This is a genomic window from Desertibacillus haloalkaliphilus (genome assembly GCF_019039105.1).
Classification (GTDB): Bacteria; Bacillota; Bacilli; order Bacillales; family KJ1-10-99; genus Desertibacillus; species Desertibacillus haloalkaliphilus.
This window is the reverse complement of record NZ_JAHPIV010000021.1, coordinates 26,064-47,347: the sequence shown is the minus strand read 5'-3', so window position 1 is coordinate 47,347 and position 21,284 is coordinate 26,064. Positions and strand designations below refer to the sequence as shown.

The window sequence follows — 21,284 nt, the reverse complement described above, 5'->3', positions numbered from 1 at the left end:
AAAAAGCCCCCACCAACAGATGTGTTGATGGGAGCAGCTTGGACTTATGATTGCTTTAAAAATTCGATTTCTACTTCATTTCTTCGTGGTTCACGTTTGAACAGATATTCGCCATTACGAATCGATGCTAGTACTTCTGCACGCTCACGGATCGCTTCATAGGCATCTTGTGCGTCTAAGACGATAAAGTTAGCTGGTTTGCCGGCTTCAATGCCATATTCATCGTTCACTCTCATAATGTTTGCTCCGTGGTAGGTGATCAGGTCAAACGCCTTATTAATTTCATCAATGTGTGTATAATGAGCGAGGTGGATCCCATTGTCTAAAATGTTCATCATGTTTCCATTCCCTAATGGGTACCAGTAATCGGCAATTGAATCTTGAGCAAACGCGACATGATTTCCGTTATTTAAGAGCTCTTTTACTCGTGTGAGGCCACGGCGTTTAGGGTAATTGTCACCTCGACCTTGTAAATGGGCATTTTCAGTAGGACACGAAATAAAATTAATTTTTGATTCTCTAAATAAACCTAACATTTTATTCGCATAACTGTTCTCGACCGCACCAAAGCTACATGTATGACTGGCTGTCGTATATTTCCCATAGTTTTTTTCCATAACAAGCGCATTTAACACTTCTAGAAAGCGACTATTTGGGTCATCATTTTCATCACAGTGAATATCAATCATTACGTTATATTTTATCGCCAGGTCTACGATGCGTCTTAATGATTCAACCCCATGCTCATAGGAAATTTCAAAGTGAGGGATCCCTCCGGCTACATCAGCTCCCATTTCAAGTGCTTGTTCCATTAAAGCTTCGGCCCCTTCATATCTGAAGAATCCTTCTTGAGGAAAGGCTACAAGTTGTAATGTAACGACATCTTTTAATTCTTCACGTAGTTTGATTAAAGCTTTCATCCCTGTTAAGTTTGGATCGGTAATATCTACGTGTGAACGAATGAATTGGATCCCTTTATTTACTTCTTTTTGAATTCCTTTGATTGCTCGCTTACGTACCATCTCTTCGGTCAATGATTTCTTATTATCACTCCAGCGCTGAATCCCTTCAAATAATGTACCTGAGACGTTTGCATTTCCTTCGCCTAGCCCTGAAAAGATATAATCTAAATGTAAATGAGGATCGACATAAGGTGGCAATACTAAACGGCCCTCTAAATCAATCACTTCATCCGCGTTTTCTAAATCATGACCTATTGCTTTAAATTGACCGTTTTCAACTAGAATTTCATTAGAATCTGGCTCTCCATATATCGTCGCATTAATAAATTTTTTCATAGTTACTGACTCCTTTACATCCTTTTAATTACATTTGTAAATAGAACTTTATCCATAATGGTGCCAGGCACCCCAAAAAGGGTGCCTGGCACCATTATTAATTTCGGCGACCCCTAAACTCCTTTTGCAAATTTTTAGGCGATAAATTATATTCCTTTTTAAAGAGTCTATAAAAGCTAGAATAATCTTGAAAACCGCATTGAATGGCGATCTCTTCAATGGAGAGCTCGTTCTTCTTAATTAACGTAACAGCTGTGGCTAGCCGTTTCAATAATACATATCGATAAAAGGGCACCTTCATATGGGTCTTAAAATAATGAGAAAAATAATATTTACTTAAATGAAAATGACTGGAAACGTTGTCCAAATTCATATCTGGATCAGTCAAGTGCGTCTTAATATAATCAATGATTGCGTTTAAGCGTTGATCGTGTTCATTTCTTAAATGATTAGTTGGCTCTCCACTAGCAGGATGTAAGATCATTTGGAGACCTTGAAATAATAGGTAATGTAAGGCAAATGAATGGTGATCACCATTTTCTTTTTTACGATCACTTATTTCTTGAAATAGTGAGAGAATCTCCTTTAAGTTTTTGGCATGGAGGTGAACAACATAAGAACCTTGAGTCTTATGGTAAATAAGGCTTTCATTCATGGAAGGAGAAATCGATAAAAATTCTGCCAATAGCGATTTGCTGATGGTGGATACGATTCTCTCATAGGTATTAAAGTCAGTCACTTTTGCTTGATGTACTGCGTACGGGGGAATGATGACAACGTCCCCTTTGGTGAGGGAATAGGTTTTACCTTCACAAAAAAATTCACATTCTCCTCCTAAAAATACGAGAATCTCCATTGCGTCGTGACTGTGCGTTCGAAATAGCGGCTCAATCTCGGAATAGTTCTCCAACGATTTGTCTGGTTGCCTACTCCAATAATGTGATCTATACTTTTTGCTCCAGTAAAAAACCTCAAAATTCTTATTGATCACTGGCATAAATGTAGATTCTTTCATATAGTGCTCCTCTTTTTTATAGCAAGATATACAATATTTTTAGCAAAAACAGCAATATATTTTATTTGTTTAATTGATATTATATCACTATATATGACAGTTAATAAATTTCCGATGAAATGTAAGCCCTATCTTTTTGGGGGGAAGGGTGCAGGACACTTGAGCCTCAGCGATAATATTGTCCTTTCATCTGTTCAACTGGGTGATCATTTCACCAGTGGATGAAGTCGTCACGATATCTGATGATGGGGCTGACATTCATCTGTATTAAGAGCATGCAATTTCATTTGAAGAATAAATCGTTCCCTTTCGATGTCAACGAAGGGAAGTTAACATTAAAACCGATTAGGGGGAGTTCACGTGCATAAGCAACCAGAGTTACAAGTGAAAACGAAGAAACTCATTGAACAGGATGGTTTCATTTTTAAAGATTTAAATAATAATGGAAAGCTTGATCCATATGAGGATTGGCGTTTAAGTCCGAAAGAGCGTGCAGAGAATCTTGTTTCTTTGATGACTATCGACGAAAAAATCGGGATGATGCTCATTAATTCACGTAAAATGGGTCTTGCTCAAGAGGATAAAAGCAAGACAAGCCATGATGGTGTATTAGATGAAAGTATTATTGAAAAAGGTGAAACGATTTTCGCTGTTAGCAAAGTCTATGGAACGACGCATACGATTGAAAACAGGCACCTACGACATTTCATTTTAAGAGATAACTTCAGTCCAGCTGAGATGGCGGAATGGGTGAACAAGCTAAATGAAGTAGCGGAGGAAACACGCCTAGGGATTCCTGTTATCATTGCCTCAAACTCTAGAAATGAAAATGGAGAAGCTGTTTTCGGCATGAATGATGCCATTGGGATCTTCTCTACCTGGCCAGGAACGTTAGGGCTGGCAGCAGCGGCAAAGGGCGATATAAAAAATGGTGGCGATGCCTCTTTAATTAGTGATTTTGCAAGAATCGCGAGGAAAGAGTGGAATGCGACTGGTTTAAGAAAAGGTTATATGTATATGGCTGATGTTGTTAGCGATCCGAGATGGCAACGTACGTATGGTACGTTTGGAGAGGATCCGGAATTTATTGCAGATGCGATTGGGCGCATTATTGACGAATTCCAAGGAGAAACACTAGGAAAAGATAGTATCGCGATGACAACGAAGCATTTCCCAGGTGGGGGATCGAGAGAAAATGGGTTTGACCCTCACTATGCAGAAGGAAAATGGAATCTATATCCAACGCCAGGCAGCTTAGAAAACTATCACCTCCCACCTTTTAGGGCTGCGGTTGAACATGGGACATCTTCTATGATGCCTTATTACTCGATTCCAAGTATTAAGAAAAGTGTCGTTCAGGAATTTGAGGAGGAAGATATTCCATTCGAAGAGGTTGGATTTACATTTAATCACTATTTCCTAAATGATATCCTGCGTGGCAAGCTTGGATTTAAAGGCTATGTAAATAGTGACAGTGGGATTATCAATAACATGAGCTGGGGTATGGAAGATCGAAGTGAGGCAGAACGTTTTGCTAAAGCGATTAATGCAGGAACTGATTTGGTCGCCGATACAAACGATATTGAAAATCTTAAATTGGCTGTCAGCAAAGGCTGGATAAGTGAAAAGCGAATTGATGAAGCTAATGTACGACTTTTAACAGAAATGTTTGCATTAGGTCTATTTGATGACCGTACGTACAATGAGCCAGAAAAAGCAACAGAGGTGATTAGTACAGAGGAGCATTGGGACAAAGCGTACGAAGCTCACAAAAAATCAGTGACTGTACTGAAGAATTCAAATGAAACCTTACCATTGACAGCGGACAAGCTCGATGGGAAAAAGGTTTATGTTGAAGTGTTCCATAAGGAAGCGGAAAGAGCCACTTTCTATACAGACAAAGCGAGAACGGAAGCGGAAACGCTTGGACTCTTTACGTTGACAGATAACTACGAAGAAGCCGATACTGCCATTCTGTTCTTACATCCTAAATCTGGATCATACTTTAATGCCACACCAGGGCTGTTGGAGCTTGAGATCTGTGAGGACAAAGTCAACTACGCTCTGGATGGCTCATTGTATCAGGAAACAACCCTTACTGGGATGGACCATCTCCAAGAAGTAGCCGATAGCATCCATAGCCGCGGCGGAAAGGTCGTCATGAGTGTGAATGTCATCTTGCCATGGATCTTAGGAACTGTAGAACATATGGCTGATGCATTGATTGCAGGCTATGACACCTTCTTCGATGCACAGTTTGAAGTGATCGCTGGACATCATAAACCAACAGGTGTCTTACCTTTAACCTTACCGGCAAGTGAAGAGGTTATTGCTGTTTACCAAAATGGCGAATGTGTATCACCGAATGATGTACCAGGCTATGATAAAGACAAGTATATGCCAGCAGGAATGACCTATGCCTACAAAGATCGTGACGGCAATGTTTATAAGCTAGGTCATGGATTGAGTTATTAAGGATAGGGGTGCCAGGCACCATGACATGGCACCATGACAAAAAGCAGAAGGTTAACACTATGAGTTAACTTCTGCTTTTTTTGTCTAGCTCAGGCGCCATCGGCTCGAGGTCACTCAGATTATTTTGTGGATAAGTCTTGATGTGCGGTGCCAGGCACCACAATAAAAATATATAGAAAAAGTTTTATATACCCATAAAAAAATACCGAATTGTCATCAACCCCCAAATGTAAGCGCTATTTTAAAAAATCTAAAAATTTAAATTGACTGAAAACTGAAATTATATTATTATTTTACTATTCTATCATAACGAAAATTCATACTATCAGAGAAAGTAAGGTGTTCCTTATGTCGCAGATGTTAGCTTTAGTCATTTTAACTTTTATTTTATTTATTGGAGATTTTGTATCAACGCGCACAAAGGCCTGGGTACCATCGGTTTTCGTATGTGCGGCGCTGTTCCTTATAGGATATTGGACATTCTTCCCTCAAGATATCGTAGCGATAGCGGGTATCCCGCCGGTCGTCGCGACGATGGCAATGTATCTACTAATAACCAATTTAGGAACATTGCTTTCCCTTAATGAATTGAAAAAACAGTGGAAGACGATTTTGATTGCCCTCTCTGGGATTCTAGGGGTTGTTGCGATCCTAATGACAGTTGGAACGCTTTTATTCGGCTATCAAACGATGATTGTTGCGGTTCCACCATTAGTAGGTGGCGTTGTTTCTTCATTAATTATGTCGGAAGCAGCTGGTGCTGCAGGGCTCACCACTCTAGCGGTATTTGCCATTGTCATCTATGTCATCCAAGGTTTTGCCGGCTACCCAATTACATCGGTCCTCTTAAAGAGAGAAGGAAAACATCTATTAAATCTATATCGCAATGGACAACTTGAAAAGAAGCAGCTCACTGAGGAGGAAGAAGTGGCTGCCACAGTGGAAGCAGGTGCAACGAGATGGAAAATGCCTGAAAAGTATAATACTAATTTCTATAAATTTTTCAAGCTTTCTCTAGTAGCTTACCTAGCTTACCTTACGTCGACGTTACTAGCACCAGTTGTTGACATTAGTCCATTCATCCTTTGCTTATTGTTCGGGGTCATTGCCTCCAGTGTCGGTTTCCTTGAAAAGCAAATATTGCAAAATGCAAATGGTTTTGGCTTTACCCTTCTTGCGTTAATGCTATTCATCTTTGATGGGTTAAACCAAGCAACTCCAACGATGATGTTGGGTATCTTGTACCCGCTTATCGGTACGATCATTATCGGTCTGATCGGCATGTATATCTTCTCTGCGATCGTCGGCAAGATCTTAAAGGTGAGTAAGAATATGGCATTTGCTGTTTCATTAACGGCACTATACGGTTTCCCAGCTGACTACATCATTCCGAGAGAAGTTGTCCATTCATTAACGGAAGATGAAAACGAAAGAGACGTGTTACTGAGTCATATGCTGCCACCAATGCTTGTTGGAGGGTTCATTACGGTAACGATTGTATCGGTTGTATTAGCTGGAATCTTCGTTGGCTTTTTATAAAAAATGGAGGGTTTTATAATGAAGGAATTATTAAAAGAACAGATTACACAACATATAGAGGAATTAAGTAAATATACAGCAACACTAGGTAATGGGACGACTCGGCTTTCCTACAGTCAGGAGGACTTAAAAGCACGAAATTATCTCAAAGGACAGATGGAAGCATCAGGGTTGACGGTTCGTGAAGATGGGTTTGGAAATATCTTTGGAAAACTTGAGGGAACGATCGAGGGGGCACCGAGTGTGCTGCTCGGCTCACATTTTGACTCCGTACCAAACGGTGGAGACTATGATGGCCCTGCCGGTGTCGTGGCTGCACTTGAAGTTGCACATCTTTTTCAAAAAGAGGGCCTCAAACCGAAGTACCCACTTGAAGTCGTAGCACTTGTTGAGGAAGAGGGCTCGCGATTCGGTGGTGGCCTGATGGGCTCAAGGGGAATGACCGGCCTCCTTAGTGAAGAGGAGTTTAAAGGCCTACAAGACAAGGATGGGGTTTCAACGGTAGAGGCGATGAAAGAGATCGGACTTGATCCTACGCTTCCAAAACGAAGAGAACCAGGAACAATAAAATCCTTTTTAGAATTGCATATCGAGCAAGGTCCGATTTTAGAAGAGAAGAACATTCCGATTGGCGTAGTAGAAGCGATTGTTGGCTTAACACAATATCAAGTAACAGTTACGGGACAGGCAGGTCATGCAGGTACCACTCCAATGGACCGACGCACAGACGCCTTACTTGCGGCTTCGAAAATTATTAGCCGCTTGCCAGAGCTCGCGACCGAAGAAGGGAACGGAACAGTGCTTACGGTTGGTCGCATGAATGTATATCCCAATGGTGCAAATGTTATCCCTGATAAAGTGGTGTTTACCGTTGACATTCGCTCGGGAAAAGAAGAACATGTGCAAAACGTCATCAAAAACATGGAAAGAACCCTTGAGGAGCATAACGATAACGGAATTGAAATCGAAGCAGAACAGATGCTATATATTCAACCTAAAGCGTTAAATCAGGGGATTCGCTCGCTTTTAAAAGAGATGAGCAGTGAGCTCGACACTCCGTATTGTTCGATCAATAGTGGGGCAGGACATGATGCCATGGTCTTTTCTGATGTTACTGATGTGGGAATGCTGTTTATCCCAAGTAAAGCAGGGCTAAGCCATTGTCCGGAAGAATGGTCTGATGCACGTCATATTGCTCAAGCGGTTCAAATTTTTTATGAAGCAGCGAAGAAATTAACGGAGGTGCAGTCGTAATGATTCATCAAAAAATTAAAGAAGCAATCAGCGAGTATAAGGAAGAACTAACGGCACTACGAAGAAAGCTCCATAGTGAACCAGAGTTATCTTGGCAAGAAGAAAATACGACAAGATTTGTTTGTGAGTATTTGGAGAACCTAGGAATCTCTTATCGACGGGCAAAACCAACAGGGGTGATTGCAGAAATTACTGGTGGCAAGCCTGGTAAAACAGTAGCCCTTCGTGCGGATATGGATGCCTTATCTGTTGAACAGTTGAACAAAGATTTGCCTTATGCGTCCAAAGAGGACGGGAAGATGCATGCTTGTGGCCACGATGCGCATACGGCGATGTTATTAATTTCCGCAAAGGCTTTGAGTGAGAGCAAAGAGGAGTTACCTGGGAATGTTCGCCTGATCTTCCAACCGGCTGAAGAAGTGGCAGAGGGAGCGAAAGAACTTGTGAAGCAAGGGGCTGTGGAAGGCGTCGACAATGTATTTGGGATTCATATTTGGTCGCAAATGCCAACACATAAGGTCAGCTGTCATCCGGGACCTTCCTTTGCTTCGGCAGACCTTTTTACGGTCACATTTAAAGGAAGAGGTGGCCATGGTGCCATTCCTCAAGACTGTGTTGATGCAGCGGTTGTAGCTTCATCGTTTGTGATGAATGTTCAGCCAGTGATTTCAAGAACGATTGATCCGCAGCAACCAGCGGTATTAACAGTTGGAAAAATGACGGTTGGCACTCGCTTCAATGTGATCGCAGAAAATGCCGTCATTGAAGGAACCGTTCGTTGCTTTGATCCTGCGACACGCGATCATATTGAAGAACAACTCACTCATTACGCAGATCAAGTAGCTGCTCTATACGGGGCAACTGCAACTGTTGAATACATTCGCGGGACACAGCCAGTCATTAATGATGAATCAAGTGCGAAACTTGTTCAAAAGGTAGCAGCAGAAGCCTTCGGTGAAGACGTTATCTATTACGAAAAACCAACCATGGGCGGTGAAGACTTTAGCTTCTACCTAGATGAAGTACCTGGAAGCTTTGCATTAGTTGGTAGTGGTAATCCAAACAAGGATACCGAGTGGGCTCATCATCATGGGAAGTTCAATATCGACGAAGACGCTCTTGCCACAGGGGCGGAGCTGTATGCTCAATATGCGTGGGCCTATTTGAACGACTGAACGACTCTTCTTTGAAAGGGAGAGGTTATTAACATAAAGAATGCGATGAACCCCAAATCTCAAAGTGGTTTGGGGTTTTTATGCGTTTGTGGACTATTGCAATTCACAGTTGTGAGAAATTATAATGAATGGATATCAAATAAACGATTGGAAACTATTTTATGAATAAAGGAGGAAAGAATCTATACAAGTGAAACTGGCAGATATAATTGAAGGAATGGAGCTTTCGAAGATTTAATGACAATGTCATTCGGTTAGGAATTGCTGAACAATGGTATGACTACCGGACCATGGGTGCCAGGCACCATTTTATGGTGCCTGGCACTGCAAGAAAATTAAGGTGAAAAGGTGTGTTTAAATGAGCGATCGTAAAATTGATCTAGCTGATGTAATAGTAGAACTCAAAGAAATGCAGAAGGATTTAAGGGAAAAAGAGAGTCGAATAACCGAAATATTAGAACAGCTAGAAGAGACGAGTGATCAACCGGTAGTAGTTGAAAGCAAGTCGGACCACTCTCAGCTTTTTTATGATGTATTGAATCGTGTAGAAGCGCAAATTTCAGGGCCATCGTTTGCGACGTGGTTTAGCAATTTGGAAGGGTCTTTTGAAAATGATACTCTAACCATTACTTGCAATAACTTATTTCAGCGTGATTGGGTGGAGAACAGGTATAGACCAATGATTGAAGATTCGATTAAGGAAATAACTGGCGGGAACGATATAACTGTAGAGATAGCTTCACTAGATGATCAAGGTAAATTCTTAGCATCAGATCATACGTTACCTAGTAAAAAGGTTGACGTTGAGGCGAAGTTCGATAGTTTAGAATCAAAGCTAGATGAGGTTTTAAGTTATCTTGAAGAAACAAGGGGTAATAAGTAATCTTGGGTGCCAGGCACCATTTTATGGTGCCTGGCACCCAATCATTTCTCCCCGACATACTTCAGCGACTGTATATGCGTTTTCGACAAAACAATAACCTCTTTAATAAACTCTTCTAGAGACTCATGGAACCCTGTTGTAATCCAATTTGAAATCAGCCCGTAAAATCCGAATGCAGTATAGCGGGTGAAATAATCCATATTAACCGGGATGTTGTGGATCGTTTCAAATATGAATTTCTCCTGATAGATGGTTAAAATCGTTTGTTGGAATTTTTTTTGTAAGCCCGGTATGGTGTCCTCGTATTTGATCAGCTCAAAAAAATCCCGGTTTTCACAGATAAAGGAAACAAAGTAGAAGGAATTGGCGTCGAGCTTAGATGTCGATATGGTTCGATCAGGGACATACGGTTTCCCTACCGATTCCTCAACCCCGGTAAACATCGATTCCATTAAGTCCTCTGCTAACTCGAATTTATCCTGATAATGAATATAAAAAGTACTACGGTTATAATCAGCTTTGTCTACAATGTCCTTTACGGTTACGGCGTGGAAGCCCTTCTCCTTAATCATTGCGATCAGTGCAGACTTTAAGTGTGTTTTTGTTCGATTTTTCCTCTTTGTTGTTATTTCCTGATTGCTCATATGTACAACCTCCAACAATTAGACAGAATGATAGAAAGTGTCTATTAAATAAGCATCTCAAAAGATATTGATGATTGGTTCCCGATAGTTACTGGCGTAAAATTAAATTGTAAGCATTTACAAAAGTGTATATACCTTTATTATACAGGAGGTTTTCATAGTGGGTAAATTACAAGATAAAGTAGCAGTCATCACTGGAGGTGCATCCGGTATTGGTGCAGCAACTGCACGCTTATTTGTTGCTGAAGGAGCGAAAGTAGTACTCGTTGACTTAAACGAGGAAAAAGGAAAAGCGATGGAGGAAGAGTTAAAAGGTCTCCAAGCTGAAGCGTTATTTGTAAAAGCAGATATTACGAGCGAAGAAGAAGTAACAAATATTTATAAACAAACAATCGATACATTCGGTAAAGTTGATATTGTATTTAACAATGCAGGAATTGGTCGTACGCTTCCGACGCATGAACTAGAGTACTCTGAATGGAGAAAGACAGTCAATGTTGACTTGGATGGTGTCTTCCTAGTAGCCCGGGGAGCGATCCGTGAAATGTTAAAAGCTGGTGGCGGTACAATCGTAAATACGGCTTCGATGTACGGATGGGTTGGTGCACCTGGAAACGCAGCATACAACGCGGCAAAAGCTGGTGTGGTCAACTTAACACGTTCTCTCGCACTTGAATATGCAGAGAACAATATCCGCGTTAATGCCCTATGCCCAGGATATATTGATACACCGATCATTCCAGAAGAAGTAAAAAATCAGTTGTCAGCGGCGACGCCAATGAAACGTCTTGGAACCTCAGAAGAAATGGCAAAAGCAGTACTCTTCATGGCTAGTGATGACTCGACATTTATGACAGGAAACAGCCTAGTTGTTGACGGTGGATTTACAGCACAATAATAATGAAGGAGCGATAAAGTGATGTTATTCGAAGATAAAGTCGTACTTATTACAGGTGCAGCGGGTGGAATTGGGATTGCTGCTGCAAAAGCATTCGCAAAAGAAGGTGCGAAATTAGCATTAGTAGATTTGAAAAGAGAACCATTAGAAAAAGCGGCAGAAACGGTTGATGCAAAAGAAAAATTACTATTAACAGCTAACGTGGCGAATGAAGATGAAGTGAAAGCATATGTTCAAGAAACAAAAAATCATTATGGCCAGATTGATGTCTTCATTAACAATGCAGGAATCAATGGTGAATTCAAAAACATTACCGAGCAAACAGAGGAAAACTTCCAAAATGTATTCGGTGTTAACGTGATGGGGGTATTCTTTGGGATGAAGTATGTTCTTGACGTGATGAAAGAACAAAAGAGTGGTGCTGTAGTCAATACGGCTTCTAACGGTGGCCTTTTAGGAGCGCCTGGAATGAGTGCATATGTTGCATCAAAACACGCAGTCATCGGCTTAAACAAATCAGCAGCTCTTGAAGTGGCAGAATACGGTGTTCGTGTCAATGCGGTAGCTCCATCTGGTGTAAACACAGAAATGATGCGACGAATTGAAACAAATGCTATGGGTGACAAATCAGAAGAAGCTAGAAAAGCTTTTGAAGCTTCTGTTCCAATGAACCGTTATGCGACGGCAGAAGAAATTGCAGACTTAATGGTATTCTTATCATCTGATAAGGCGTCCTTCCTTAATGGCTCATACTACAGAATTGATGGTGGACAAGGGGCTACATCGGTTTAAGGAGAGTTAATGAGGGTGTAGATGGGTGCCTGGCACCAAAAAAAGGTGCCAGGCACCCATTAACAATACAATGATAGTAATAAGGCTCAAACGATGATGTTTTGGCCTTTTTTTGTTGCTGAGATCTTCGTCTGCGTGACATTTATTACAAAACTTCTAGTTTGCTTGTTGTACAATATAAGGAAAAGGTAAAGAGGGTGGAAACATGGGTGACAAGTTAAAGACTCTGTATGATGAAATTGGTGGGCAAGAAATGATCGATAAGCTTGTAGATGCCTTTTATCCACGTGTTTATGCGGATCAAGAGCTCGAACCGCTATTTCAGGGAGATATAGAAGAGATCAAAAGGAAGCAGCGTATGTTTCTGTCACAATTTTTAGGTGGTCCAGCGCTTTACAGTCAAGAATTTGGACCGCCTGCAATGAAGGAGCGACACCTCGCCTTTGAAATTACACCGAAAAGAGCACAGTGCTGGTTAGATTGTATGAAAGAAGCGTTTCAGGAAGTAGGATTAGACGGTACACCAGCCGGAAAGGCCTTTTATGATCGTTTAGTTCAGGTAGCGGCAATCATGGTTAATAGTCAGGATAAAGAAAACCACGGAAGGTAACCGTGGTTTTCGAGGTGCCTGGCACCTCTTTTAGAAGTTATTCATCATACCACCTTCTCCGTGACACGCATTAAACATTTCCTCTTGCTGATCTGATGATAAGTTTGGATGCATTTGCTCAATAAAAGGTTTCATTTCTTCAAAGGTAAAGCCATCACTCCCATTAGAGTTTGCTGCAACAAATGTTGTACCTCCTAGTAATACGGCTCCGGTTAATACCCCAATGATTATTTTTTTCATAAGTATCATCTCCTTTCTTAACTTAAGAATACTGCTCATAAATGGAGATGCTGTGGTGAACTTATGTGGAAGTTGTGAAGATTGTAGTTTTCAGCCGATCGGATGGTACTATAGAGAACAAGAGGTGATTTGGTGACGAAAATTCTGATTGTTGATGATGAACATATGATCCTTGAAGTGTTAGAGGCTTACTTTGAAAAAGAAGGATGGCAGATCTTTCTCGCTAAGAATGGTGTAGAAGCGTTAAAGAAAATAAAGGAGAATGCCCCTGATATCGTTATTTTGGATCTCATGCTACCAGACATCTCAGGTGAAGAGGTCTGTAGATTAACGAGAAAAGAAAGTGATGTTCCGATTTTGATGCTTACGGCAAAATCAGCAGAAGAGGATTTAATTAATGGAATTGTCATCGGGGCAGATGACTATGTAACAAAGCCATTTAGTCCACGAGAAGTCGTCATTAGAGCTAAGGCGATTTTAAGAAGAGTAAAGAAAATCGGAATAGCGAATAAATTGTCATTCAATCATGGGGATATGAACATTGATCTAGCTAAAAAAGTGGTAGATATTGGTGGCAATTCCGTCATTTTAACCCCGATTGAATACAAATTATTGGTCGGCATGGCAAGTTATCCAGGTCGTGTGTATAGTCGAGCTGATCTTCTTGATAAAGTCCAAGAGGGTGGGGCTTATGTTGAAGGGTATGAACGGAGTGTTGATACACATATAAAAAACCTACGGAAAAAGGTTGAGGCAGATTCTCGTCATCCCGTATACGTTTTGACTGTATTTGGTATGGGGTATAAGTTCGGAGGGACACCAGATGCGTTTGACACTACGTTCTAAAATACTATTTTACCTGTTAATTGTGTCACTTTGTGGGGTTTTTCTGACAAGCTTTTCGATCTTATGGGGGTTTGAAAATCATTTTGATGACTATTTGCAAAAGAATAGGGAGGAAAGCAGTGGTCTTATCGAAGATGTGGCCATCCAATCCTACAAAGAAACAGGTGAACTTGTTGATGACCAACTAGTACATGTCATGCACCAACAGGCCATGACAGATCATTTATTTTATAGAATTTATAATGTGAGTGGTCAACCCGTAGCTGATACAACGATGATGCTCGGAATGCATGGCAATAGAGGGATGCAGTCAGGTGATGATCAGGCAATGGATTACGAGAGTAATTCTTATCAACTAACACTTGATGGCGGGAACATTGGTACGCTAGAAGTTTATTATCCAAAGGAAATGATAGGCGAGGATGTTGCCTTTTTAGATACGATAAAAAAGAACATTTATCTAGCCATTATCGTGACAGTTATTTTAGCGTTTTTGTTTAGTATGTATTTTTCGAGACGTTTAACAAATGGATTTCAAAAATTTTCAAAAGCGATTCAAGAACTACAAGGTCATAATTGGCGAACACGAGTCCCTGTTCAGGAAGTAGCGGATGAGTTGAAGCCACTTGGTGAATCATTTAATCAACTTGCAGAATCATTAGCGAAAGAAGAATCGCTTCGGAAGCAGTTCACCGCAGATTTTGCTCATGAAATAAGGACGCCGTTAGCGACGTTAAGAAGTCAGCTTGAAGCATACCTAGATGGTGTATTTGAGCCAACGACGAAACGATTACATCAAAGCCATAATGAATTGATGCGGTTGGTTCGCTTGGTGAATGAATTGGAAGCGTTAATTGCGGCTGAAAACCCACAAATAAAGCTAAACAAAACACAATTAAATATGCGCAAGTTATTCCTTTTCATAGAAGAGCAATTTCAACCAGCTTTTCACGAAAAGGGTGTTCAATTCACTATTGAAATGCCCAAAGATGATGAGTGGCTAACTGCGGATCATGATCGCGTCGTACAAATGTTAACGAATATCATAAATAATGCTCTTCAATATACCCCATCAGGGAATGAGGTATTAATTAAAGCCGTGAATGCTGATGATTATCTAGGATTTTCTATTGAAGATGAAGGAAGTGGGATTGCAGAAGAAGATCTGCCTTATCTTTTTGAAAGGTTTTACCGTGGAGATAAATCAAGGGATCGGAAAACAGGTGGAATAGGAATAGGATTATCAATTGTAAAGGCGTTAATAGATGCACACGAAGGGAAGATTCAAATCGACAGTAAGGTGGATGTTGGTACAAAGGTGACGGTTGTTTTCCCTAAGGATAAAAGTTGATGTAAAGAACGTGATGAGGTAGAACAAGCGCTACGGTGGTTTAGCCAAGGGAATATAAGATAAGATCGCAATAAATTAAGATCAAGCCCTTTACAAACCATACGATAGGGGGGTATAGTGTATGTGTGAGGTTAACAAATGACTCAAACATTCCTAGAAATTTAATAGAACATAGATACTCCTTGAACGTAAGAAGAGATAAACATTGGGGAACCGTCTGACGGACCGTGCGACATGAAGGGCTATTGCTCAATGTTACTAGAGTTTTTTATAAGAAGGGAAGGTATGAGTTAGTTTCTAAATGGGAGGGGAGAGCTCCATGAGTGAGGAGAGACATATAACCGTTGGTGTAGCGGGGATGACTTGTGCCGCCTGTTCAAACCGAGTGGAAAAGGTATTAAATAAAATGGACGGGGTAGACGCACAAGTGAACTTGACAACAGAAAAAGCAAGCATCGATTATGACCCGTCAACAACGACAATAGAAGATATCGCCGCCAAAATTGAAAAAATAGGGTATGGGGTACAAACGGAAAAAGTCGAGTTCGATGTAACCGGAATGACTTGTGCTGCTTGTTCAAGTCGAATTGAGAAGGTGTTAAATAAACAAGCAGGAGTAAAGCTTGCTAGTGTTAATTTAGCTACCGAAAGTGCAACGATAGAATATAATTCTGGATTAATAGAAGAACAAGACCTTATTGGTAAAATTCAGAAGCTAGGTTACGATGCTAAACAAAAAGCTGATGAGAAAGAGAAACAATCACATAAAGAGCTACAGCTAAAAAACATGAAATGGAAGCTTGTGATATCAAGCATTCTTTCAGCCCCTTTACTGATCACGATGCTCGACCATTTGTTTGGGATGAATCTCCCACATATTTTTATGAATCCATGGTTCCAGCTCGTTCTAGCAACTCCAGTTCAATTTATCATCGGCTGGCAGTTCTATGTCGGTGCGTATAAAAGCTTACGTAATAGCGGTGCCAATATGGATGTGCTCGTTGCACTGGGTACAAGTGCAGCGTATTTCTATAGTCTCTACGAAGGGATGCGAACGATTGGTAACGTTGGTTATCACCCACATTTATACTTTGAAACGAGTGCGATTATTATCACGTTGATTTTATTTGGAAAGTACTTAGAGACGAGTGCGAAGAGTAAAACGACATTAGCTATTTCTAAGTTGCTTAATTTGCAGGCAAAGCAAGCACGAGTGCTTAGAAATGGTGAAGAAGTTATGATTCCTGTTGAGGATGTTAAGGTTAGCGATCGCTTGGTCGTTAAACCAGGTGAAAAAATCCCTGTAGATGGATTTGTGGTGAAGGGTAGAACGTCTGTCGATGAATCGATGATCACAGGAGAATCGATCCCGATTGAAAAGAATATCGAATCAATGGTTATCGGTTCCACTTTGAATAAAAATGGAACGATTGAAATGGAGGCCACTAAAGTTGGTAAAGATACAGCTCTTGCATCGATTATTAAAGTCGTCGAGGACGCCCAAGGGTCCAAGGCGCCGATTCAACGCTTAGTCGATGTGATTTCAGGGTATTTCGTACCGATTGTTGTCGTTATTTCGATTGTTACATTTATTGTTTGGATTTTATTTGTGACTCCAGGCCATATGGAAATGGCTTTAATGGCTGCGATTGCTGTTCTTGTGATTGCATGTCCATGTGCGTTAGGTTTAGCAACACCGACCTCAATTATGGTCGGAACCGGAAAAGCAGCCGAAAATGGTGTTTTGTTCAAAGGTGGGGAACACTTAGAGCGTACTCATCAATTAAATGCCGTTATTTTTGATAAAACAGGAACGATTACAAAAGGGAAACCAGAAGTAACTAACTTCACCGGTGATGCCGAGGCATTGAAACTGTTAGCTAGTGCAGAAAAAGGTTCAGAACATCCACTAGCAGAGGCGATTGTCGCTTATGCGACCGAGCACGAAGTGGAGTTGGTTGAAACCGATGATTTTTCCGCCATACCAGGCCATGGTATTCAAGCATCTATTTCTGGTGAACAAGTCCTTGTTGGTACGAGAAAGTTAATGAATGATCATCATATTGATGTAAGTGATGTTGAAAATGAGTTATTGGAGTATGAAACGGAAGGTAATACGGCAATGCTAGTCGCGATCAATGGACAATATCGAGGAATCGTTGCTGTAGCAGATACCATTAAAGAAACGGCTGTTGAAGCGGTTAGCCAGCTAAAAGAATTAGGGTTAGATGTTATTATGCTCACAGGTGATAATGAACGAACTGCTCAAGCGATTGCCAAACAAGTAGGAATTGATCAAGTCATTGCTGAAGTGTTACCAGAGGAAAAAGCAAATAAAGTTAAAGAAGTGCAGTTAGAAGGGAAAAAGGTAGCCATGGTTGGTGATGGGATCAATGATGCCCCAGCGCTTGCGACTGCAGATATTGGGATCGCGATTGGCACAGGTACGGAAGTGGCGATTGAAGCAGCTGATGTGACACTTCTCGGTGGAGAGTTATTACTCATTCCAAAGGCAATCAAGTTAAGTAAAGCTACGATTAAAAATATTCGCCAAAACTTATTCTGGGCTTTCGCCTATAACAGTGCAGGAATTCCAATTGCCGCCATCGGTTTATTAGCCCCATGGGTCGCAGGTGCTGCGATGGCGTTTAGCTCTGTTAGTGTTGTTTCTAACTCCCTTCGCTTGAAGAGGGTTAAAATATAAAAAACATGGATATTGAAAGGAGAACGAGAGTATGAATACGACATTAAATGTAAAAGGTATGACTTGTGGTCATTGCAAGAAGGCAGTAGAAGGTGCCCTTCATGAATTAAATGGAGTAACAAGTGTTGAAATTGACTTAAGCTCTGGTAAAGTGGAAGTAACTTATGATGAAGCAAAAGTTACCGTAAAAGAGATGAATGAGGCTGTTGAAGATCAAGGCTATGATGTTGTAGCCTAATGAGCCGGGACAAAGGGCTGGGGCAAAAGGTAAACAAACCTTTTGTCCCAGTTTTTTCATTGATCGACATCGTTTTAGTGGACGGGCGCGTAGGTATTTTCCTAGCGATGACGGTCTGTAAAAAAGCTATTTCTGTATGGAATATATTTGTTATAATAAATATCTGTTGAAAAAAATGTCGAATAAAAACAACTTGGGGGGTACAGATGAGAAAGTGGTTTGTTTTTCTATTAATTTACGTAGTCGTTGTGCTAACAACGGGGTGCTCGGAAGAGGAGACGACCTCGATTGTGGATGAAAAGATTAAAATCGGCGTGATGTTGTCGGACGTCGGACTTGGTGATCAATCATTTAGTGATTCGGCTTTTTCGGGTTTAGAACAAGCAAGGGATGAATTAGGCATTCTTTTTGATTATCGGGAATTAGACAAAGTAGGTGACTATGAAACTGGTTTGAAACAATTAGTAGAACAAGGGAATGATCTTATCATCGGGCTTGGTTTCATGATGGAAGAAGAGTTGGTAAAAGTCGCTGAAGCATATCCAAATCAACAATTCGTTCTTGTTGATAGTGTGATTGATCTACCGAATGTAACGAATGTAACGTTCAAGGAACATGAAGGCAGCTTTCTGATCGGGGCGATAGCTGGAATGAAAACAGAATCGAATGTTGTTGGATTTGTTGGAGGAATGGACTCTCCGCTTATTAGAAAGTTTTACAATGGATATAAACAAGGGGTAGAGGCGGTGAATCCACATGCAGAAGTTATCTCAAGGTTTGCCGGTGATTTTGGTGACGATCAACTTGGAGAAAGCATTGCAGACGAACTAATAAAAGAAAGAGTAGATTACATATATCCATCAGCAGGTTTTACTGGTGTAGGAGTTATTCATAAAGCACAAGAAGAAGGGATTTACTCGTTTGGGGTTGATTCCGATCAATACTTTTTAGGTGAAGAAACGGTTGTAACATCAATGCTGAAAAATATTGATGTCGCTATGCTAAACGTTGCAGAAGAGCTATATGAAAATGGCGAGCTCAATGGTGAGGATTTAATATTAGGTTTAAATGAAGATGGTGTAGGGCTTGCACCTATTCGTGTCCTTTCTCTCACACCTGAAGAAAATGACGAAATAAACAACTTGATTAATGATATAACGTCAGGGGTCATTACGGTTAAAGAATAAGTGGAAAGGACGAGGATCATGAAGCTAAAACAAAAATTGATGTTAAATGCACTATTACCTTTAATGATTGCTTGTATCATTATTGGTTTTATCGCTTTTCAGATGACACAGGTACAATCGTCAAATGAGGAAAATGTCGATCAGTTAGTATATGTTGAAAGATTAGCTAGTTCTGTTTTATCTGTTGAACAAGGACTGAGTAGTTTTGCTTTAACCCAAACCGATTCAAGTGTCCACTCTGTTCAAGTAAATGTAGAAAATACGCATGAGATACTTCGCCAATTAGCTGATTTATTGGATGAAGAACAGGCACTAACAGTCGTTCGTAAAATTGAAGAAAAGCTCATAGACCTAGAGAATGATGCTATAATCGCTTTAGAGAATTATAATGTTGCAGAAGCAAGTAGACAATCAATTCGAACAAGTGGGATACAAAATGATATTCACTTATTACAGTTAATGATCGATGAAAATTATCAACAAGCGCAAACAGCGTTAACAACGAATATTGAGTTTATTATTGGATTTGCCATCGTGGCAGGTTTGATTTTATTAGTTGGAACAAGTACTCTCTCTTTCATTATGACAAATAGAATCGTAAAGCCAATTTATGTATTAGCTAATCATGCTGATGCAATTGCGAGCGGTAATCTTAAAAAGACGTTAAATAAGACTACTAGAGAAGACGAAATTGGTCAGTTACATAATAGTTTTGTCCGGATGAATAGTGACTTGAAAGCGTTAATTTCAAACGTATTAGATACTACGCAAAATGTAGCTGCTTCTGCAGAACAATTAAGTGCAAATGCCGATGAAGCATCGAGTGCAACAGAACAAATCTCCAGTGCTATTCAGGAAGTGTCTACAGGAACTGAAGATCAGTTGGTTAATGTTGATCAATCGAATCGTAATGTTGCTCTAATTTCTCATGACATTGAATCAATTTCAAATCAAATTGAACGTGTGACAAAATCATCGCAGGAAGCATCATTTCAATCATCACAGGGGATGGAGACAGTAGGCCGAGTGATTGATCAAATGGATATCATTAATCGTAATGCTGAAAATACGAGTAGTGTGATTGAAGGGTTAAATCAACATTCAAAAGAAATTGGTCAAATTATAGAACTAATTACTGACATTGCTGAACAAACGAACCTGCTAGCCCTAAATGCTGCGATTGAGGCTGCACGTGCAGGGGAGCATGGTAAAGGATTTGCGGTTGTCGCTGATGAAGTGAGAAAATTAGCTGAACAATCGAGCCAATCAGCTCAGCAAATAAATGATTTAATTTTACTTATACAAGAGACAACGAGGAATGTCGTTGACTCCATGGAAGATGGCAATATAGCTGTTAAAGAAGGATCAGCATTAGTTACCGAAGCGAGTCATTCTTTCAGGAGTATTACTACGACCGTTTCAAGTGTAGATGAACGAATGAATGAAGTGACAGTATCACTCAACCAAATTATTAAAAATAATCAAGCATTAATTACGTCCATGGCCAGTGTCTCTGAAATTACAAAGTCAACGTCTAGTCATTCACAAGAAGTCGCTAGTGCAACTGAAGAGCAAACGGCCTCTATTCAAGAAGTTTCAGCTGCAACAAGAGCATTAGCAGATATGGCTCAAGGACTCCAAGATAAAATAAGTAAATTCAAGATTTAATTAAAAAAAGCTTTAGGGGGGGAGTTTGTGTCGGTTCAAACTAAACGTGCATATGAAGACATTGCAGCCAGTGATGGGATTCGAGTATTAGTTGATCGTATTTGGCCACGAGGGATATCCAAAAGTCAGTTAGCAATCAATTTCTGGTATAAAGATATTGCACCATCCACCGACTTGAGGAAGTGGTTCAACCATGATCCGGAAAAGTACCCTATATTTAAAGAACGGTATAAACAAGAATTAAAAGACGATTCACTCAAAAACCAAAAACTTTTAGAACTAAAGAGTTTAGTTAGAGAAAATAAGCAAGTAACCTTAGTCTATGGTGCTAAGGATCGGAACTACAATCAGGCAGAGGTTTTGAAGGAACTTCTATCTGATTCATAACAACTGTAAATCGTTAACCACTGTGAACCAATGATAAAAACCCCCTATCGATAAGACAACTGCTGTCTACATCGATAGGG

19 protein-coding genes are annotated in these 21,284 nt (G+C 40.3%); 15 read left to right on the top strand and 4 right to left on the bottom strand.

Annotation, left to right across the window (positions count from 1 at the left end):
* Window positions 1–44: 44 nt before the first annotated feature.
* On the bottom strand, window positions 45–1,298 hold the full coding sequence (locus tag KH400_RS19215) for an amidohydrolase family protein (RefSeq protein WP_217227488.1): 1,254 nt from the start codon (window positions 1,296–1,298) through the stop codon (window positions 45–47).
* Window positions 1,299–1,395: 97 nt separating this feature from the next.
* Complete coding sequence (locus KH400_RS19210) at window positions 1,396–2,313, bottom strand: AraC family transcriptional regulator (RefSeq protein WP_217227486.1); 918 nt, start codon at window positions 2,311–2,313, stop codon at window positions 1,396–1,398.
* 360 nt (window positions 2,314–2,673) lie between these two features.
* On the opposite strand from KH400_RS19210, the gene KH400_RS19205 reads away from it, so the two are divergent.
* From KH400_RS19205 to KH400_RS19185, 5 genes are all read left to right on the top strand, one after another.
* A complete protein-coding gene (locus KH400_RS19205; protein ID WP_217227485.1) occupies window positions 2,674–4,788 on the top strand; it encodes a glycoside hydrolase family 3 protein in 2,115 nt (704 codons plus the stop codon).
* A gap of 348 nt (window positions 4,789–5,136) precedes the next feature.
* Window positions 5,137–6,327, top strand: a complete 1,191-nt coding sequence (locus tag KH400_RS19200) for a hypothetical protein (protein ID WP_217227483.1) — start codon at window positions 5,137–5,139, stop codon at window positions 6,325–6,327.
* An 18-nt stretch (window positions 6,328–6,345) separates the two neighbouring features.
* Entirely contained in the window at window positions 6,346–7,581 is a 1,236-nt protein-coding gene (locus KH400_RS19195; protein ID WP_217227481.1) for a Zn-dependent hydrolase, read from the top strand.
* Window positions 7,581–8,756 (top strand): amidohydrolase, encoded by a 1,176-nt coding sequence (locus KH400_RS19190; RefSeq protein ID WP_217227479.1) that lies wholly within the window; start codon window positions 7,581–7,583, stop codon window positions 8,754–8,756. Before KH400_RS19195 ends, KH400_RS19190 begins: the two co-directional genes overlap by 1 nt.
* A gap of 358 nt (window positions 8,757–9,114) precedes the next feature.
* A complete protein-coding gene (locus KH400_RS19185) occupies window positions 9,115–9,639 on the top strand; it encodes a DnaA N-terminal domain-containing protein (RefSeq protein WP_217227478.1) in 525 nt (174 codons plus the stop codon).
* A gap of 41 nt (window positions 9,640–9,680) precedes the next feature.
* Here the strand turns inward: KH400_RS19185 and KH400_RS19180 are convergent, their stop codons facing one another.
* A complete protein-coding gene (locus tag KH400_RS19180) occupies window positions 9,681–10,283 on the bottom strand; it encodes a TetR/AcrR family transcriptional regulator (protein WP_217227477.1) in 603 nt (200 codons plus the stop codon).
* A gap of 160 nt (window positions 10,284–10,443) precedes the next feature.
* On the opposite strand from KH400_RS19180, the gene KH400_RS19175 reads away from it, so the two are divergent.
* The 3 genes from KH400_RS19175 to KH400_RS19165 all read left to right on the top strand — a co-directional run bounded on the left by KH400_RS19175 (window position 10,444) and on the right by KH400_RS19165 (window position 12,583).
* Window positions 10,444–11,181 (top strand): SDR family NAD(P)-dependent oxidoreductase, encoded by a 738-nt coding sequence (locus tag KH400_RS19175; RefSeq protein WP_217227476.1) that lies wholly within the window; start codon window positions 10,444–10,446, stop codon window positions 11,179–11,181.
* Between the two features lie 21 nt (window positions 11,182–11,202).
* Entirely contained in the window at window positions 11,203–11,973 is a 771-nt protein-coding gene (locus KH400_RS19170) for an SDR family NAD(P)-dependent oxidoreductase (protein WP_217227499.1), read from the top strand.
* Between the two features lie 205 nt (window positions 11,974–12,178).
* Window positions 12,179–12,583, top strand: a complete 405-nt coding sequence (locus KH400_RS19165; protein WP_217227475.1) for a globin domain-containing protein — start codon at window positions 12,179–12,181, stop codon at window positions 12,581–12,583.
* Window positions 12,584–12,613: 30 nt separating this feature from the next.
* On the opposite strand, the gene KH400_RS19160 is transcribed toward KH400_RS19165, so the two are convergent.
* Window positions 12,614–12,823: a hypothetical protein gene (locus tag KH400_RS19160; protein ID WP_217227474.1), complete on the bottom strand. Its 210-nt coding sequence runs from the start codon at window positions 12,821–12,823 to the stop codon at window positions 12,614–12,616.
* A gap of 132 nt (window positions 12,824–12,955) precedes the next feature.
* Here KH400_RS19160 and KH400_RS19155 point away from each other — a divergent pair, with 132 nt between their 5' ends.
* From KH400_RS19155 to KH400_RS19125, 7 genes are all read left to right on the top strand, one after another.
* Window positions 12,956–13,669, top strand: a complete 714-nt coding sequence (locus tag KH400_RS19155) for a response regulator (RefSeq protein WP_217227473.1) — start codon at window positions 12,956–12,958, stop codon at window positions 13,667–13,669.
* A complete protein-coding gene (locus KH400_RS19150; protein ID WP_217227472.1) occupies window positions 13,647–15,020 on the top strand; it encodes a sensor histidine kinase in 1,374 nt (457 codons plus the stop codon). Before KH400_RS19155 ends, KH400_RS19150 begins: the two co-directional genes overlap by 23 nt.
* 319 nt (window positions 15,021–15,339) lie before the next feature.
* Window positions 15,340–17,724: a heavy metal translocating P-type ATPase gene (locus tag KH400_RS19145; RefSeq protein WP_217227471.1), complete on the top strand. Its 2,385-nt coding sequence runs from the start codon at window positions 15,340–15,342 to the stop codon at window positions 17,722–17,724.
* Between the two features lie 31 nt (window positions 17,725–17,755).
* Window positions 17,756–17,962: a copper chaperone CopZ gene (gene copZ / locus KH400_RS19140; RefSeq protein ID WP_217227470.1), complete on the top strand. Its 207-nt coding sequence runs from the start codon at window positions 17,756–17,758 to the stop codon at window positions 17,960–17,962.
* Between the two features lie 206 nt (window positions 17,963–18,168).
* Window positions 18,169–19,149: a BMP family lipoprotein gene (locus tag KH400_RS19135; RefSeq protein ID WP_217227469.1), complete on the top strand. Its 981-nt coding sequence runs from the start codon at window positions 18,169–18,171 to the stop codon at window positions 19,147–19,149.
* A gap of 18 nt (window positions 19,150–19,167) precedes the next feature.
* The gene (locus KH400_RS19130) at window positions 19,168–20,817 is read left to right on the top strand and encodes a methyl-accepting chemotaxis protein (protein WP_217227468.1); all 1,650 of its coding nucleotides are present in this window, start codon (window positions 19,168–19,170) and stop codon (window positions 20,815–20,817) included.
* Window positions 20,818–20,844: 27 nt separating this feature from the next.
* A complete protein-coding gene (locus KH400_RS19125) occupies window positions 20,845–21,204 on the top strand; it encodes a DUF488 domain-containing protein (RefSeq protein WP_217227467.1) in 360 nt (119 codons plus the stop codon).
* Window positions 21,205–21,284 lie beyond the last annotated feature (80 nt).